The sequence below is a fragment of the Lentzea sp. JNUCC 0626 genome (assembly GCF_043632865.1).
Taxonomy (GTDB): Bacteria; Actinomycetota; Actinomycetes; order Mycobacteriales; family Pseudonocardiaceae; genus Lentzea.
Map to the genome: position 1 here is coordinate 8,210,302 of NZ_CP171635.1, position 15,839 is coordinate 8,226,140.

19 protein-coding genes are annotated in these 15,839 nt (G+C 69.1%); 10 read left to right on the top strand and 9 right to left on the bottom strand.

Going from position 1 to position 15,839, the window contains the following annotated elements:
- Positions 1 to 3 precede the first annotated feature (3 nt).
- On the bottom strand, positions 4 to 2,256 hold the full coding sequence (locus JNUCC0626_RS38315; RefSeq protein WP_394615550.1) for a sigma-70 family RNA polymerase sigma factor: 2,253 nt from the start codon (positions 2,254 to 2,256) through the stop codon (positions 4 to 6).
- 142 nt (positions 2,257 to 2,398) lie between these two features.
- Here JNUCC0626_RS38315 and JNUCC0626_RS38320 point away from each other — a divergent pair, with 142 nt between their 5' ends.
- The 4 genes from JNUCC0626_RS38320 to JNUCC0626_RS38335 all read left to right on the top strand — a co-directional run bounded on the left by JNUCC0626_RS38320 (position 2,399) and on the right by JNUCC0626_RS38335 (position 5,580).
- Positions 2,399 to 3,166, top strand: a complete 768-nt coding sequence (locus JNUCC0626_RS38320) for a GGDEF domain-containing protein (protein WP_394615551.1) — start codon at positions 2,399 to 2,401, stop codon at positions 3,164 to 3,166.
- Positions 3,167 to 3,278: 112 nt separating this feature from the next.
- Entirely contained in the window at positions 3,279 to 3,659 is a 381-nt protein-coding gene (locus JNUCC0626_RS38325) for a GntR family transcriptional regulator (RefSeq protein WP_285644042.1), read from the top strand.
- Positions 3,656 to 4,450, top strand: coding sequence for an ATP-binding cassette domain-containing protein (locus JNUCC0626_RS38330; protein WP_394615552.1), 795 nt, complete (start codon positions 3,656 to 3,658; stop codon positions 4,448 to 4,450). Before JNUCC0626_RS38325 ends, JNUCC0626_RS38330 begins: the two co-directional genes overlap by 4 nt.
- Positions 4,447 to 5,580: a hypothetical protein gene (locus JNUCC0626_RS38335; protein ID WP_394615553.1), complete on the top strand. Its 1,134-nt coding sequence runs from the start codon at positions 4,447 to 4,449 to the stop codon at positions 5,578 to 5,580. The genes JNUCC0626_RS38330 and JNUCC0626_RS38335 overlap by 4 nt, the downstream gene beginning before the upstream one ends.
- Here JNUCC0626_RS38335 and JNUCC0626_RS38340 read toward each other — a convergent pair.
- Positions 5,538 to 6,296, bottom strand: a complete 759-nt coding sequence (locus JNUCC0626_RS38340) for an NAD-dependent epimerase/dehydratase family protein (RefSeq protein WP_394615554.1) — start codon at positions 6,294 to 6,296, stop codon at positions 5,538 to 5,540. The genes JNUCC0626_RS38335 and JNUCC0626_RS38340 overlap by 43 nt on opposite strands.
- A gap of 68 nt (positions 6,297 to 6,364) precedes the next feature.
- Here JNUCC0626_RS38340 and JNUCC0626_RS38345 point away from each other — a divergent pair, with 68 nt between their 5' ends.
- The 4 genes from JNUCC0626_RS38345 to JNUCC0626_RS38360 all read left to right on the top strand — a co-directional run bounded on the left by JNUCC0626_RS38345 (position 6,365) and on the right by JNUCC0626_RS38360 (position 10,076).
- A complete protein-coding gene (locus JNUCC0626_RS38345) occupies positions 6,365 to 7,189 on the top strand; it encodes a helix-turn-helix transcriptional regulator (protein ID WP_394615555.1) in 825 nt (274 codons plus the stop codon).
- The gene (locus tag JNUCC0626_RS38350) at positions 7,153 to 8,349 is read left to right on the top strand and encodes a 5-(carboxyamino)imidazole ribonucleotide synthase (RefSeq protein WP_394615556.1); all 1,197 of its coding nucleotides are present in this window, start codon (positions 7,153 to 7,155) and stop codon (positions 8,347 to 8,349) included. Before JNUCC0626_RS38345 ends, JNUCC0626_RS38350 begins: the two co-directional genes overlap by 37 nt.
- Positions 8,346 to 8,834, top strand: a complete 489-nt coding sequence (purE, locus tag JNUCC0626_RS38355; protein WP_394615557.1) for a 5-(carboxyamino)imidazole ribonucleotide mutase — start codon at positions 8,346 to 8,348, stop codon at positions 8,832 to 8,834. Before JNUCC0626_RS38350 ends, purE begins: the two co-directional genes overlap by 4 nt.
- A gap of 78 nt (positions 8,835 to 8,912) precedes the next feature.
- Positions 8,913 to 10,076 carry an acyl-CoA dehydrogenase gene (locus tag JNUCC0626_RS38360; RefSeq protein WP_394615558.1) on the top strand — a complete coding sequence of 388 codons (1,164 nt, stop codon included), beginning with the start codon at positions 8,913 to 8,915 and terminating at the stop codon, positions 10,074 to 10,076.
- Here the strand turns inward: JNUCC0626_RS38360 and JNUCC0626_RS38365 are convergent.
- The 7 genes from JNUCC0626_RS38365 to JNUCC0626_RS38395 form a co-directional block, all read right to left on the bottom strand.
- Positions 10,048 to 10,695 carry a hypothetical protein gene (locus tag JNUCC0626_RS38365; RefSeq protein WP_394615559.1) on the bottom strand — a complete coding sequence of 216 codons (648 nt, stop codon included), beginning with the start codon at positions 10,693 to 10,695 and terminating at the stop codon, positions 10,048 to 10,050. The genes JNUCC0626_RS38360 and JNUCC0626_RS38365 overlap by 29 nt on opposite strands.
- A 66-nt stretch (positions 10,696 to 10,761) precedes the next feature.
- The gene (locus JNUCC0626_RS38370; RefSeq protein WP_394615560.1) at positions 10,762 to 11,526 is read right to left on the bottom strand and encodes a GntR family transcriptional regulator; all 765 of its coding nucleotides are present in this window, start codon (positions 11,524 to 11,526) and stop codon (positions 10,762 to 10,764) included.
- 64 nt (positions 11,527 to 11,590) lie between these two features.
- Positions 11,591 to 11,998, bottom strand: a complete 408-nt coding sequence (locus JNUCC0626_RS38375; RefSeq protein ID WP_394615561.1) for a DUF2625 family protein — start codon at positions 11,996 to 11,998, stop codon at positions 11,591 to 11,593.
- Between the two features lie 16 nt (positions 11,999 to 12,014).
- On the bottom strand, positions 12,015 to 12,467 hold the full coding sequence (locus tag JNUCC0626_RS38380) for a macro domain-containing protein (RefSeq protein WP_394615562.1): 453 nt from the start codon (positions 12,465 to 12,467) through the stop codon (positions 12,015 to 12,017).
- A gap of 24 nt (positions 12,468 to 12,491) precedes the next feature.
- Positions 12,492 to 12,845: a hypothetical protein gene (locus tag JNUCC0626_RS38385; protein WP_394615563.1), complete on the bottom strand. Its 354-nt coding sequence runs from the start codon at positions 12,843 to 12,845 to the stop codon at positions 12,492 to 12,494.
- An 89-nt stretch (positions 12,846 to 12,934) separates the two neighbouring features.
- Positions 12,935 to 13,414: an SRPBCC family protein gene (locus JNUCC0626_RS38390; protein WP_394615564.1), complete on the bottom strand. Its 480-nt coding sequence runs from the start codon at positions 13,412 to 13,414 to the stop codon at positions 12,935 to 12,937.
- The gene (locus JNUCC0626_RS38395; protein ID WP_394615565.1) at positions 13,411 to 13,737 is read right to left on the bottom strand and encodes an ArsR/SmtB family transcription factor; all 327 of its coding nucleotides are present in this window, start codon (positions 13,735 to 13,737) and stop codon (positions 13,411 to 13,413) included. Before JNUCC0626_RS38395 ends, JNUCC0626_RS38390 begins: the two co-directional genes overlap by 4 nt.
- Before the next feature lie 314 nt (positions 13,738 to 14,051).
- On the opposite strand from JNUCC0626_RS38395, the gene JNUCC0626_RS38400 reads away from it, so the two are divergent.
- Positions 14,052 to 14,984, top strand: a complete 933-nt coding sequence (locus JNUCC0626_RS38400; RefSeq protein WP_394615566.1) for a trypsin-like serine peptidase — start codon at positions 14,052 to 14,054, stop codon at positions 14,982 to 14,984.
- 83 nt (positions 14,985 to 15,067) lie between these two features.
- On the top strand, positions 15,068 to 15,838 hold the full coding sequence (locus tag JNUCC0626_RS38405; RefSeq protein WP_394615567.1) for an META domain-containing protein: 771 nt from the start codon (positions 15,068 to 15,070) through the stop codon (positions 15,836 to 15,838).
- Position 15,839 lies beyond the last annotated feature (1 nt).

The window sequence follows — 15,839 nt, forward strand, 5'->3', positions numbered from 1 at the left end:
GGGTCAGCTCCGCGGCGGTTCGCAGTCCGGCCACCCGATGATCCCGCCGATCAGCCCGGGCAACAGCCCGTGCGGCGGCTCGCAAGGCTCCTCCGACCGAGGCGGAGTAGTCGTCGGCGGCACCGAAGGAGGCAACGACGGCGTCGGCAAGGTCGGCACCGTCGGCACGGTCGGAACCGTCGGCGAAGGCACCGTAGGCGTCTCCACCGGCGAAGTCGGCTCGGTGGACCCAGGCGTGGTCGGCTCGGTGGACCCCGGCTTGGTCGGCTCAGTAGGACGAGTCGGCTTGGTCGGCTGAGTCGTGGTGGGCACCGGAGTGGTGGTCGACGTCGGCGGGTTCGGCGGTTCCTCGCCCGGCGGATTCCCGGGCCACCCCTTCACCGGCACTGTCACGGTCTTCGTGGCGTTGCCGAGCGTCGCGGTGACGGTGATGTCGCCGCCCTTGCGCCCGAACGCCCAGAACGACATCCGGAACCGCTCCCCGCGCGGCAGGTCCGCGACGCAGTGGATCGCGTTCTCGCCGGCCTGCTTGCACTGCCGGTACGGCGCGAACACCACGAGGTTCTTGGAGGACGTCACGTCGATCTTCAACGTCCCGGCGCGCGGCCCCTTGTTCAGCACCGAGACGTCGGTGCGCGGGTGGTACCAGAACACGTCGTCCCAGGTCTTCACCGTCAGGTCGATGTCGTCGTTCACCGGCGGGACGTTGACCTCGACGCTGATGTTGACCGAGATCGCCGCGCCCGCGCTGATCACGCCGGTGATCCTGCCCGGCACGGCCGTGTCGGTCGCCCGCAGCCGGAACTGGAACGTCGCCTGCCCGCCCGGCGCGATCCCGGACGGCGTGACGCAGACGATCGTGCCGGTGCCGGCGGGGCACTCGACGGTCTGGTCGGCGGACCCGTCCGGCTGCAGCAGCCGCGCACCACCGAACCCGGCGGGTCCGCCGGTCGACACGACACCCGGAGGCAGGCTCAGCACCATGCTCGCGGGCGGTGCCGCCGTGCCACCGGTGTTGCGGATGGTGACCGGGAAGTCCTTGGGCTCCTCGCCGGGCGTGAGCGTGTACCCGTTCGGCACGGTCGGCGTGAACGACGGCGGCGTCGGTGCGGGCGGCTCGGGCGCCGGGGGTTCGGGAGCGGGCGGCGGCGCAGGGGGAGCGACCGAAGGAGGCGGCTCCGGAGTGGTCGTCGAGGGCGCCGGCGGCTCAGTCGTAGGAGTGGGAGCGGGAGGCACCGGCGGAACGGGCGGGCGCGGCGTCTGGACCTGCGTCTGCGCGGGCGGCGGCTGAATCGCCTCCACGACCGGCGCGGGCTGTTCCCCGCTGGCCGCGGCCAGCGCGATCACCACGGCGGCGGCCACGGCGGCAGCCGAACCTCCGACCGTCACGAGCTGACGGGGGATCGCGGCACCGATGGCACCGGCACCACCCGCGGCCGCACCGGCCCCGACGACCGCCGTGGTCGTCCCGGCCGTGACCAGGTACGCGGTGGCCCCGATGCCCAGCACCAGCGGCGCGACGAAGATCCGCAGCGCTCCGTTGACGTCCGCGAGTTCGGCGGCCAGCGCCCGGCACCGGCCGCACTCGTCGAGGTGCGCTTCGACCTGCGTCGCCTCGCGCTTGGACAGGCCACCGCGGGTCCACGCGCCCAGCCGGTCGACGGTCGCCTTGCAGCGTTCCGCCTCGGTCTCGGCCAGGTGCATCTGGAGGTACTGCTGCTTGAGGCCCTCACGGGCGCGGTAGGCGAGCGCGGACACGCCGTTGGCCGTCAGCCCGAGCAGCGGGGCGACCTCGGCGGGCGACTGGCCCTCGATCTCGGTGTGCCACAGCACCATCTGCCAGCGTTCGGGCAGGGCGGCGAACGCGCGCGCGGCCATCGACTTCTCGAGCCCGGCGACGGCGGTGTCGCTGAACGCGACGGGCGGCGCGACGTCGGTCATGTCCTCGGTGAGGTCGACCTTCTTGTCGCGGCGGGTCTTGTCGTACGCGGTGTGCCGCAACGCCGTGAGCAGGTACGCGCGGAACGCCGCATCGGGTCCGCGACCGGCCCTCAACGTGTCCAGGACCTTGGCGAACGCCTCGGAGACGAGGTCGTCGGCCTCGGCCTGCGAACGGGCCAACTGGCGGGCGAGGTTGTAGGCCGCCGAGACGTGGCGTTCGTACAACTGGCCGTAGGCGTCGATGGTCCCACCACGCACGGACTCGATGAGTTCAGCGTCGCTGGGTCCCTGGACGTCTGCAGGAACGATTGCCACAGTCTTCGTTTCCCTCCCTCGCGGCGCTCAGTGTGACTTACGGCGCCTGGCGGAGTCATCTCAATCCCCCGCGCGGGTTGCGTCACGAATCAGCGACGGGTGCGTCTCCCACCTGGAATCGGACGAGCCGAAGGGAGACCGGGTGGGTGTCGCACAAGCGGAACGCCTGCTGAAGTCCAGGTGGCGGACCGCCACCATGGCCGCCGGCTGGGCGTTCCCCGCAGACTGGCCGCTCGCCGAGGTCGACGACGTGTGCGCGGCGATGCTCGACGACGCGGACCCCGGCGACGCGCTGGTCCGGCTGGGCCGGGCACGGGCGGAGGCGGGCGCGGGGCTGAGCGAGACGCTGATGGACCTCGCCGCGCTGCACGCCGTGCTGACCGACGGGTCGCAGATCGTGTCGGCCAACGTCGACGCGCTCCCTTCACGGATGCTGCGCATGACAGCGCTGGGATGGGCGGACGTGGTGACGAAGCAGGCCGGCGAGTGCGCGGCCGAAGATCCTCTGACCGGGCTGGCGACTGCCGCCTACCTGCGAACACGACTGGGCGAGGTGTACCGGGAGACACCTGTCGCGCCGCTCGACTACGCGCTCGTGCTGCTCAGGCTCGACGTGCACCGCGCCACCGGCTGGTCCCGGGTCGTCGCGATGACGCTCGCGTCGGACGCGCTGCGCACCGTTTTCGACGGCGGCGAAACCCTGGCGACCCTCGGGCCGTGCGTCGCCGCGGTGCTCGTCCGCAGAGACGAACTGCTGGCCAGACGCGTCTCCAACCTGCGGGTGCTGGCGGCCGACCGGCTCGCCGACGACCCGAACGTCAGGCCGGTCGGACCCGCGAAGGTCTGGATCGAACGCCTGCCGGACACGCACGCGGAGGCGCGTGCCCTCCTCACCTCGCTAGGGCGCTGAACCCCCTGTCCCGCGCCTGGCGGCCCTCCCCGTGTCCCCACCGGGGTCGCTTCCCAACACGCTCAGAAGTGTTCTATTGTCCTAGTTCACTAGAACAATCTGGGGAGCGTGCGTGGTCGAGTTCCACGTTGACCGCGGCAGCGGCTTTCCCGCGTACCTGCAGCTAGGGCAGCAGGTCAGGGAGGCTCTGAGGCTCGGCTGGCTTCAGCCGGGTGATCGGCTGCCGACGGTGCGCGACGTCGTCGCCACGAGCGGCGTGAACGCGAACACCGTGCTCAAGGCCTACCGCGAGCTCGAGCTCGCCGGCCTCGTCGAAGCCCGACAGGGCTCCGGCACCTTCGTCAAGGCCACCTTGGGGTCCGCCGCCCCCGAGGACCTGGACCCGTTGCGCGAGGGACTCGCCAAGTGGGTCGCGGAGGCACGCTCCGCCGGGTTGGAGGACGAGGACATCTACGCGCTGCTGCGCGAAGTGCTGAGTGGGGGAGCGCAATGAGCGTGGTTGCGGCCGAAGTCTCGAAGTGGGCCGTGCGGAACGTCTCCTTCGAACTGCCGCCGGGCAGCGTCACGGCGATGGTCGGGGCCAACGGCTCCGGCAAGTCGACGCTGCTCAACGTGCTGGCCGGGCATCTCCCGGCCGATTCGGGGCACACGTCCATCGCGGGCCGCGTGGCGTACGTGCCCCAGCACAAGCCGATGTACAAGTCGTTCAAGGTCGCCGACGTCCTGAACTTCGGCCGCCGCATGAACGACGTCTGGGACAACGACCGGGCCGACGAGTGGCTCACCAGGTTCAAGGTCCCGCGCAGGCTTCAGATCGGCGACCTCTCCGGCGGCCAGCGCACGCACGTGACGCTGGCGCTCGCGCTGGGATCGCGCCCGGACGTGCTGCTGCTCGACGAACCGCTGGCCGAACTCGACCCGCTCGCGCGGCAGAGGGTCATGCGGGAGCTGCTGACCGAGGTGAACGACAGGGGCCTGACCCTGGTCTTCTCCACGCACGTCGTGGCGGAGATCGGCGGCGTCGCCGACCGGCTGCTCCTGCTGTCCAACGGCAGGCTGCTGGTCGACGGCGACACGGACGAACTGCTGGAAGAGCACGTCCTCTACACCGGTCCGCACGCCTCGAAATCACCCGTGGAAGGACCTGTGGTGCTCGCGAAGCACGGCAAGTCGCAGTCGTCGTTCCTGGTCCGCTCCGGCGGTCAGCGGATCGACGAACCCTGGACCGCCCGGTACGTGACGCTGGAGGAACTCGTCGTGGCCCACCTGGAGCGTGCGGCATGAGCCTCGACACGATCATCTGGCTGACCTGGCGCCAGCACCGCTGGCCGATCCTCGGTGTCACCGTCGTCGCCCTGCTCGCCTCCTACTCGCTGATCTTCACCGAGTCCGGGCCGGCGGCGATCGACTCGATGCCGATCACCGGCTTCTACGGGCTCATGGTGCAGCTCGGGTTCGGCGCGATCATCGGCATGTTCTGGGGAGCCCCGCTGCTCGCCCGCGAACTCGAGGAACGCACCTACTTCGTCGCGTGGGGCCAGGACGTCACCCCCGCGGAGTGGTTGCGCGGCAAGCTGCTCGCCTTCGGCGTGCTCACCCTGCTGCTGGGCGCGGTGATCGGCTTCGGCGACGGGTACGTCGGCTCGCGCCGGGTGTGGTCGGGCTTCGAGGCCAACCCGTTCGTGCAGGCCGGGTACGCGCTGCTCGGGCTGTCCCTGGGCGTGCTCATCGGCCTGCTGACCAGGCACGTCCTCACGGCGGTCGCGGGCACGCTGGTGTTCTTCGTGCTCGTGCGGTTCCTGCTGGCCTCCGCGCGCGACTACTACCTGCCGCCCGAACGCATCATCGTGCGCTGGGAGAACACCCCGGTCGTGCCGGAACGCGGGCTGACACTGGGCAGCGGGTTCGTCGGCCCCGACCTCGACCCGGTGTCGGTGCCGGACAACTGCCAGGTGGTCAACGAGAACACCTGCATGCGCAACACCAAGGCCGCCATCGGCACGTACGTCGACTACCAGCCGATCGACCGGATGACGTACTTCCAGATCTTCGAGATCTTCCTGTGCCTGCTGCTGACCACCGGGATCCTCTTCCTGACGTGGTGGCTGCTGCGCCGGGGTGGCGGGTGGAGGCCGACGCGGGCGCACCGGAAGGTGGGCGGCGTCGCGGCGGCCGGACCGGTGTCGGTCGTGTCCATCAGCGGTGCGGCGGTGGTCGTCGACGGGGCAATGGCCGAGCCCGAAGCCGGTGCGGTGGCGGTGCTCGTCGCCGATCCGGACGACGAGATCGAGTGGATGCCCGAACCCGAGAGCGCCGAGGCCCCGGAGGAGGAGCCCGAGGTCTCGACGGCTTCCGAGGTGCCCGAGGCGGATCAGAGCACGCCGGCCACCGATGCCGACAAGGCGGACGGGTAGCGCGGCCGGAAGCCGAGTTCCCGTTGGACGTGCTCGGTCGACACGATCCCGTTCCACGGGTCGAAGTCCTGCTGAACGGCCTCACCTGGGGGTAGGCCGTTCAGCAGGTGCAGTTCCAGCGCGGTGACGGGACTGTCGTCCGCGATGTTGAAGATCCCCTCGGCCCCGGCACCGAGCACCTTTTCGATCGCCTGGGCCACGTCCACGTGGTGCACCATGTGCAGCCGTTGGTGCGCGGGCCAGGTCGACGCCCACCGCAACGACTCCTCCAGGTGCGGGTCGTCGTCGCCGTAGACGAACGCCAGCCGCAGCACCGCAGCCGCCCGCGTGTCGAGAACTGCCTGCTCTCCCAACGCTTTGGTGCGCGGGTAGTCGCCGAACGCCGGGTCCGGCCCGGTCGGGTCGGTCTCCACGGCCGGCCGCCCCAGACCGTTGGGGTACACCAGGTTCGTGCTGATGTGGACGAACTGCGGCACCTTCGCGCTCAGCTCCGCCAGCGTGCGCGTGCCGTGCACGTTGACGCCCTCGAAGTCGGTGCTCGTGCGCAACGCGGCGGCCGCGTGCACCACGGCGTCCACGCCGTCGAGCAACTCCTTCACCGCCGCCGTGTCGGCGAGCCTCGTGGTCAGCGTGCGCACGTCGTGGCCCTGGTCCCGGAGCCGGGGGAGGAGCCTGCTGCCGACCCGTCCGGTCGACCCCGTCATCGCGATCTTCATGTGCTCCAGCGTCTTTCCGCGCCGCGCGACCAACCAGGGACAGTCGATCCCTGGCTACCTTGGAGGGCATGCAAGAGCTAGCGGGCTTTCTGCGCAGCCGTCGTGAACGGCTGGCACCCGTGCGTGACGGACGGAGGCGCACGCCCGGACGTCGTCGCGAGGAGGTGGCGGAGGCCGCGGGCATGTCCGTCGACTACTACTCACGACTCGAACAGGCGCGTGGGCCGCATCCGTCCGTGCCGGTGCTCAACGGGCTCGCACGGGCGTTGGAACTCGACGCCGACGAGCGCGCGCACCTGTTCCGGCTGGCAGGCGAGGCCGTGCCCGAGGAACCGGCGACGACGTCCATCCGGCCCGGGGTCCGGCTGCTGCTCGACCGGCTGCGCGACGACCTGGCCGTGGTGATCTCCGACCTCGGCGACGTGCTGGCCGCGACCCCGCGGGCCGAGGTGGTGTTCGGGGACGTGGTCGGGCGCAACCTGCTCCGGGACTTCTTCCTCGGCGACCAGAGCTGGGTGCCGGAGGAGGACCGCGAGGCCATCGCGCGTGGGCACGTTGCGGACCTGAGGGCGACCCTTGCGCGCAGGCCCGCCGCACGGCCGTTGGTCGACGAGTTGATGACTAGCCCGACGTTCGCGCGGTTGTGGGCGGGGCACGACGTGGCGGTGCGCCGGATGGCCCGCAAACGGCTGCGGCACCCGGTCGTGGGCCCGCTGGAGTTCGACTGCGAGGTGCTCGGCGCGCCTGAGCACGACCAGCGGCTCGTGATCCACGTCGCACCGGAGGGCAGCGTCACCGCGGCGCGGCTGGCTCTGCTGGTGAGCGCGGGAGAAGCCGCAGGTAGGATGCCTGAACCGTGGACTCTCGTACCCGTCTCCCCGTCGTCGGAATGATCGGCGGCGGGCAGCTCGCCCGCATGACGCACCAGGCCGCGATCCCGCTCGGGCAGTCGCTTCGCGTGCTCGCAGTCTCCGAGAACGACCCCGCCGCGCTCGTCGCGCGGGACGTGGTGCTCGGCACGCACACAGACCTCGACGCGTTGCGCGCGTTCGCGAAGGGCTGTGAGGTCGTCACGTTCGACCACGAGCACGTGCCGCAGGACCACCTGCGCGCGCTGGTCGCCGAGGGCGTCAAGGTGCACCCCGGGCCGGACGCTCTGCAATTTGCGCAGGACAAGTTGAAGATGCGCGTGCGGCTCGCCGAGCTGGGCCTGCCGGTGCCGCCGTTCGCGGAGGTGCACGAGGTCCGCGACGTGATGAAGTTCGGCGCGGCGAACGGCTGGCCGTGCGTGCTGAAGTCGATCCGCGGCGGCTACGACGGCCGTGGCGTGTGGATGCTGAACACCCCGCAGAGCGCCGAGCGGGTCGTGCCGGAGCTGCTCGAGGCCGGGACGCCGTTGATGGTCGAGCAGTGCGTGCCGATGCGCCGCGAGCTGGCCGCCGTCGTGGCGCGCTCGCCGTTCGGGCAGGGCGCCGCGTGGCCGGTCGTCGAGACCGTGCAGTCCGACGGCATCTGCGTCGAGGTGCTCGCGCCCGCTCCCGCGCTGGACGGTGCCGCGGCCCAGGAACTCGCGCTGAAGGTCGCCGACGCGCTGGGCGTCGTGGGCGTGCTGGCCGTCGAGCTGTTCGAGACCGCGGACGGCGTGGTCGTGAACGAGCTCGCGATGCGCCCGCACAACTCCGGCCACTGGTCGATCGAGGGTGCGCGCACGTCCCAGTTCGAACAGCACCTGCGCGCGGTCCTCGACTACCCGCTGGGCCGCACGGACCTGATGGCACCGGCCGTCGTCATGGCGAACGTCCTCGGGGCGGCGGAAACGCCCGCGATGGGCCCGGACGAGCGCGTGCACCACCTGTTCGCGCGGTTCCCGGACGCGCACGTGCACCTGTACGGCAAGGAGGAACGGCCGGGCCGCAAGGTCGGCCACGTGACGTTCCTCGGCAACGACATGACCGAGGTCCGCTCGCGCGCCCGGCTCGCGGCGGACTGGCTCTCCACGGGCGTCTGGTCAGACGGATACGACATTCACGGCGAAGAGCGGAGTGCGGAGTGACTCAGGTTGGCGTGATCATGGGCAGCGACTCGGACTGGCCGGTCATGAAGGCGGCCACCGAGGCGCTCGCCGAGTTCGACGTGTCGTTCGAGGTGAGCGTCGTCTCCGCGCACCGCACCGTGCAGCGCATGATCGACTACGCGAACTCCGCCGCCTCCCGCGGCCTGAGCGCCATCATCGCCGGCGCCGGCGGCGCGGCTCACCTGCCCGGCATGGTCGCCTCCGCCACCGTGCTTCCGGTGATCGGTGTCCCCGTCCCGCTGAAGTACCTCGACGGCATGGACTCGCTGCTCTCGATCGTGCAGATGCCCGCGGGCATCCCGGTCGCGACGATGGCCATCGGCGGCGCGCGAAACGCGGGCCTGATGGCCGTCCGCATCCTCGCCGCTTCCGACCCCGCCCTGCAGGAGCGAGTCGCCCGCTTCCAGGCGGAACTCGAGCAGCTCGTACTAGACAAGGACGCGGCTCTGCAGAAGTCCCTCTGAGTGCTCAACGGCACAGCAGCGCTCGACGTGAACGGGCGCTAACATCGTGCCGAGGACTCGCTACTGGGAGGTAACAAGGTGAACCCGAGCTTCGGCACCTATCAGCTCGCCGAGGAGCACGAGGCGCTGCGTGAGGCCGTCCGCTCGCTCGCCGAGAAGGAGATCAAGCCGCACGCGGCCGAGGTCGACGAGAACGAGCGCTTCCCGGTAGAGGCCCACAACGCCCTGGTCAAGGCGGGTTTTGCGGCCGTCCACGTGCCCGAGGACTACGACGGCCAGGGCGCGGACTCCGTGGCCACCTGCATCGTGATCGAGGAGGTGGCCCGCGTCTGCGCGTCCTCCTCCCTGATCCCGGCCGTGAACAAGCTCGGCACGATGCCGATCCTGCTCTCGGCCTCCGAAGAGCTGAAGCAGCTCGTCATGCCGTCCATCGCCTCGGGCGAGGCCATGGCCTCCTATGCCCTGTCCGAGCGCGAGGCCGGTTCGGACACCGCGTCCATGCGCACGCGCGCCGTCCTGGACGGCTCGGACTGGGTGCTCAACGGCACCAAGTGCTGGATCACCAACGCCGGCGAGTCCACCTGGTACACCGTCATGGCCGTGACGGACCCCAACGCCGCCAAGAAGTCCGCGGGCATCTCGGCGTTCGTCGTGCACAAGGACGACCCGGGCTTCTCCGTGGGCCCCAAGGAACGCAAGCTCGGCATCAAGGGCTCGCCGACCCGCGAGATCTACTTCGAGAACTGCACGATTCCTGCTAATCGCATCATCGGCGAGCCGGGCACGGGTCTGAAGACGGCACTCAAGACCCTGGACCACACCCGCCCGACCATCGGTGCCCAGGCCGTCGGCATTGCGCAGGGTGCTTTGGAGGCCGCGGTCGCGTACGTCAAGGACCGCAAGCAGTTCGGCAAGTCCATTTCGGACTTCCAGGGCGTCCAGTTCATGCTGGCCGACATGGCGATGAAGATCGAGGCGGCCCGCCACATGGTCTACGTCGCCGCCGCCAAGGCCGAACGAGGCGAGCCCAACATCGGCTTCATCACCGCGGCCGCCAAGTGCTTCGCCTCCGACGTGGCCATGGAGGTCACCACCGACGCCGTGCAGCTGTTCGGCGGCGCCGGCTACACCCGTGACTTCCCGGTCGAGCGCATGATGCGCGACGCCAAGATCACGCAGATCTACGAGGGCACCAACCAGATCCAGCGCGTCGTCATGTCGCGCGCGGTCCTGAACGGCTGAGGCTCCGAGTCGCCGTCCCGCTCGGCTCGTCGAGCGGGACGACGACGCAGCCACGCAGTTCGCGGATCACCGCCGAGGCAACGACTCGCCGCACCGCTGGGTCGTCGTACGTGAAGTTTCCGGCAGCAGCAACCGCTGGTGCGAGCACGCTCTTCTTGTAGAGCACTCCCCGGACGCCTACGACCGGACAGTCCTCCACCCGCACGGTCACCGCTCCTCGTTGCAGCGCAGGACACATGTGCATCGCCACCGGAACGCACGCCAGACACACCGGCGGTTCGACCGAAGCCATCCCGTTCGGCCATTGCGGCCAATCGCCGCGGTAATCCCGTTGCAGCCACAGGACTCCGTCGTCGTTCACGTCCGCTGGACCGCCACAAACCTGGCACAGCAACAGTTCCATCGCGCGCCTTTGCCGCAACGGATGGACTCGCGCGAACTCCGGCCGTCCGACTCGGTGTCGTAGCGCGGTCTGCTGCCACAACACTCCATGCCGGTCGCGGTCGCTCGGCAACTCCTTGGCGAACCCGATGCTGCCGTCGGCCCGTTCGACCAGCGTGCACGGCAGATCCTGTTCAGCACTCCACGCGGTCACGTACGGCGCGATGATGCCGGGCATGTCGACCACCTGTTCTTTAAAGAACTCAGCTCCGCTAGTGAAGCAAGTTCCATAAAGAACTGCAAGTCAGTCTTCCGAGGTGAACTTGTACTCGAGGATGTAGGCCGCCGAGTCGAGGACCATCTCGCTGATCTCGACGGGCTGGTCGGAGGCGGTGTACGCGGTCCTCGTGATCAGGACGATCGGCATGTCCGGCGTGAGGTCGAGAGCCTTGCGCTCGGCTTCGCGCGGCGTGCGCACCCGCAGCTCTTCGCGGAACTTGACCGGCTCATGACCCAGGTCCCTGAGCCTGGCGTAGGCGCCACCGTCGCCGGTGTTGACCTCGGTGATCGCAGATCCCGCGACCAGGGACTCCGGGTAGTACGACGTCGCGACCTGGACCGGCTTGTCGTCGACCACGTAGGTGCGCCGGCGAACGACCACGGTGGCGTTCTCGTCGAGTTCCAGCACCTCGGCGATCGAGGCGGGCGCGGCCTCCACGGCGACGGACACGTTCTCCGTCCTCGGGCGCGTGCCGACGTCGGTGGCCCAGATCGGTCGTCCCGATCCCCACGACGTGCTCGACCGCAAGCGGTCGGGAGACACTCGCCGGATCGGTTTGAACTCGCGGACGAACGTGCCCGAGCCCCGTTTCGCGATGATCAGGCCTTCGGACTTCAGCACGTCCAAGGCGTGACGTGCGGTCAGGTTCGCCACGCCGTAGCGGCTGATGATGTCGTTCTCGCCGGGAACCTTGCTGCCGGGCGGGAGCTCGCCGGAGTCGATCTGCCGCCGGAGGTCGTCCGCGATCTCGCGATAGCCAACCCGCCCTGGCTGGGCGTTGTCGGTCACGAGCTACCTCCTCGGCGGGGTGCATGTACAGCGACCAAAGTACCGGGCGCCCTGTTCAGGCCGTTCAGCACTCGTCCAACGATCCGGCGATCATCGCGCCCAACCAGTTGCGGTAGCCCAGGTTCAGGCTCTCCCACTCGGACAGCCCCCGATCCAGCTGATGCACCGCCAGCCGCCCCTTCCCGGTGACGGCCAGCGCGTACCGGTCCCCGCGAACGTGCTCGGCGACCACGGTTCTTCCACCTTCGACGTGCACCGCAGGCAGCCCAGCGGACCCGCTCCCGAACACCCGGAGCCGCCCGTCGACCACCAGCCCGCCGGTGTGCAGCACCACCGCACCCAGCCACGAGTCGACGTCGATCCCGAGCGCCGCCACGAGCGAGGGCCCGGCAGAGCTGGGCTCCAGCACGGTCACCGGGTACGGCGACTCGGCGACGGACCGGGTCACCGCCTCCCACGCGGACTTTTTCACGCCGCGCAGTCTGGCATCACCGGTCAGCCGGGCCGTGGACGACGACGGTCGCGTCGAGCGGCCCGAGCTTCGCGACGATCAACGGCTCGACGTCGGACCACACCAGGCCGCCGAGCCCGCACCCCAACGCTGGTACCGCGACCGACCGCAGTTCCAGCTCCTCGATCACGCGGGCCAGGTCGTCCAACCCGGCCGCCACGTCAGAGAGCTTCGAGCGCGACCGGAAGTGCTTCTTCGTCGGGAAGCTGATGAAGCAACGGTCCAGCGGGACCACGTGCACGCGTCCCAGCCGCACCTCACCGGTGGCACAGGCCGCCGCATAGGCCGAAAAGTAGGTGGGGTGGCGTTGCTTGAACTGCAACGCCAGTCCCTTGCCCATCACGCCGACGCAGTTCACCGCGTTGACCAAAGCCGCTACGTCGGCGTCCAACAGGTCGCCGGAACCCTGCACGATCACAACCCGCATCATGCAGGGCACCACCGACAAAAACCGTCAGGCCGAAACGCAGGTGCCGATCGCCTCGCCCACCGCGCCCTTCGCCCCCAGCACGCACGGCGACGAAGCCGTCAAGGACTTGTCGGCGAGTTGCTGGCCGAAGGCGATGGCCACGTTCATCACGCGCGTCGGGCTGCCGCTGTCCACGGCCGCCTTCACCGCCGCGGAACGTGCTTCCTCTGTGGTGCAAGAGATGTCGGTGCCGAACCCGGTGACGCGGGGCAGCCACAGGGCTTTCGTGCCGGCACCGCACGGCACGACGTCCCAGCGGGTTGCAGAGGCGTGCGCCGAAGGCGAGGACAGCACGGCGAAGCCGAGCACGAGGGCGAGAGCCACGAGGAAACGTCCCATGGCCCAGAACGTAACCAGACCCAGCGCCCACTACCGGGGAACCGTTGGCGCGAAAGGTGATTACGCAGCGAGAACAGACCACAAAGGACCTACAGCGTGGCGAGGACCTCGCCCAGGCGCTCGTACGAACGGCCCGCGCCGTCGGACATGCCGGTGGCCAGCACAGCGTCGCGGGCCTCCTGCGACACCAGCGTCATCGTGGTGGTCATGACGGTCCGGCCGCCCTCCTCCACGAAGGAAACAGTCGTCACGGCGGGCGGGTTGTCCTCGAAGATCTCGGTGTTCACGATCTTCGAGAACGGCGTGACCTCGGTGTACTCGCCGTACATCTCGAAAGCCGCAGAGCCGTCCGGCTGCGCCCAGCCGTAACGCCACTTGCCGCCCACGCGCAGGTCGACCTCGCAGATCGGCATCTCCCAGCCGTCGGGGCCGAGCAACCACCGGCGCAGCAGCGAAGGAGTGGTGAAAGCCTTCCACACCAACGAAGCCGGCGCGTCGAACGTGCGCGACATCGCGATCTCGGTGTCGGACGGGAGGGTGACGGTCGTGCCGAACTTGACGGTGCTCATCGCTCGTTCTCCTTCATCTCGGTCAAGAGTTCGTCCAGGCGTGCGTAGCTCGCATCCCAGAAGCGGCGGTAGTTCTCTGCCCACACGGAAACCTCCCGCAGAGGTGTCGCGTCGAGTTGGCAGGGACGCCACTGGGCCTCCCTGCCTCGGGTGATCAGGCCTGCCTTCTCCAGCACTCGCAGGTGTTTGGAGATCGCCGGGCCGCTGATGTCGAACGGCTCGGAGAGCTCCTTCACCGTTGCCGGGCCCTCGGTGAGCCGCGCGAGGATCGCGCGGCGCGTCGGGTCCGCCAGTGCGGCGAAGGTGGCGCTCAGTTGGTCCATCTCGTACCTAACCACTTGGTTATCTAACCTCTGGGTTAAGTAGACCCACGGGCAACGAGCCTGTCAACCCCCAACTTCAAGATCAACGACGTGGATAGCGCTTTCCAATCACGCACATCAGAACCAAAAATAGGCCAGAAGGACCGCTTTCCGCGAAGCATGGAATGGTAGCGGGGCTGAACAGAGTAATCTGCAAATTGCCGCTGGACAGCAGGTCAGAGGCCTCGCTACGTTCGCAAAGCCGCAAGTGAACCTCGTTTAGTGAGGTATTTCGAATGAGAGCGAAAAAAACTGTTTCGTTAGCGTTTGGATTTGTGCTGGCAGCTTCCGTGTTCGTGCCGACCGCGCAGGCGGCACCGAACGGCAGCTCCAGCAGCCTGGCCAGAACCTCCGACAACAAGATCCAGACGGCCGCCGCGGCCGAGCAGTACTGGACCGAGGAGCGGATGGCCAGCGCGATCCCGGCGCAGGCACCTGCCACGGTGAAGGCCGCTACCCCACACCAGCCCTCGGGTCGTGCGGGCAGCATCGAGGGCGTCGCACCCTCGGTGAAGGTCGCGAACCAGCAGGCGCAAGGCATCGGGACGATGCTCAACGAGTCGCAGACGGTCGGGAAGGTGTTCTTCACCAATCCGCAGAACGGCCTGAACTACGTCTGCTCCGGCGCGACCGTCAGCAGTGGCAAGAGGAAGCTCGTGCAGACGGCGGGCCACTGCGTGCACGGCGGTGCCGGCGGTACCTGGATGTCCAACTGGGCGTTCGTGCCCCGCTACCGCAACGGTGTGCGGCCGTTCGGCACGTGGAGCGCGTACACGTTGACCACGCGCACGGCGTGGATCAACTCCAGCAACCTCGACGAGGACATGGGCATCGTCGTCATGAACACCCTCGGCGGTCAGTCGATCGCGAACGTCGTGGGTGGCAACGGGTTGCGCTGGAACTGGGGCTACTCGGTGTTCGTCACGATCCTCGGCTACCCCGCGGGTCCGCCGTTCACCGGTGAGCTGCAGTACTTCTGCCAGGGCACGACCTGGAACGGCCACGGTCAGCAGGTGCGGGCCTGGTGCAACATGACCGGCGGCTCGTCCGGCGGTCCGTGGTTGCAGGAGTACAACGACCAGAACGGGCTGGGCTACATCAACAGCGTGGTCAGTCACCGGCACGCCGATCCGAACCAGATGGACGGGCCGTACTTCGACAACGACATCAAGAGCCTCTACGACTTCGCGGAGTCACTGTCCCCGTGACGTCGAATTCCGTTGGCCGGGCGCGGAAATCCCGCTCCCGGCCTTCGGGCAACCACATGCCCGCGCCGTTCCGTCCTACTCGCATGAGCACCCGAATCCTCCTCGCCGTCCTGCTCCTCGCCGCCACCACGGCCTGCGGCGCGAGCCCGAGCGACGCCCCGTACCAGGCCGCGAACCTGCGCGGGAAGGTCTACGTCTCGTCCTCGGTGCAGGAACAGGGCAAGCCGAAGACCCTGGTCGAGGGCACGAAGGTGGAGCTCAGATTCACCGACGACGACCGGCTGCTGGCCTCCGCCGGCTGCAACCAGATGCAGGGCCCGGTGACGCTCGACGGCGGCAAGGTCTCCGTCGCCGAACTCGGCATGACCGCGATGGGCTGCCCCAAGCCCGAACTGCACGAGCAGGACACGTGGCTGTCGAAGCTGCTCGAGGAGAAGCCCTCCTGGAAGCTCGACGGCACGAACCTCGTGCTCACCGGCGCGAACGCCGAGATCGTGCTCGCGGTCGAGCAGCCAGCCACCCTGGAGGGCACCTGGACCGTCGACGGCATCGTCGCGAACGACTCCGTCTCGTCCGTGCCCGCGGGCGCGAAGGTGACCATCACCTTCAAGGACGGCACCGTGGCCGTCGACAGCGGCTGCAACCGCAACGGCAACGCGGTGCCCTACGAGTTGTCCGGCCAGACGATCAAGGCGACGCTCGGCCCGCAGACCCTGAAGTCCTGCGGCGCGGTGGACGAGGTGGAAACGGCTGTGAACAAGGCGTTCGAGTCCGGTGCGGTCACCTACAAGATCAACCGCTCCTCGCTGATCCTCGACAACGCGTCGGGTGCCGGCGTGACGCTCAAGAAGTAGG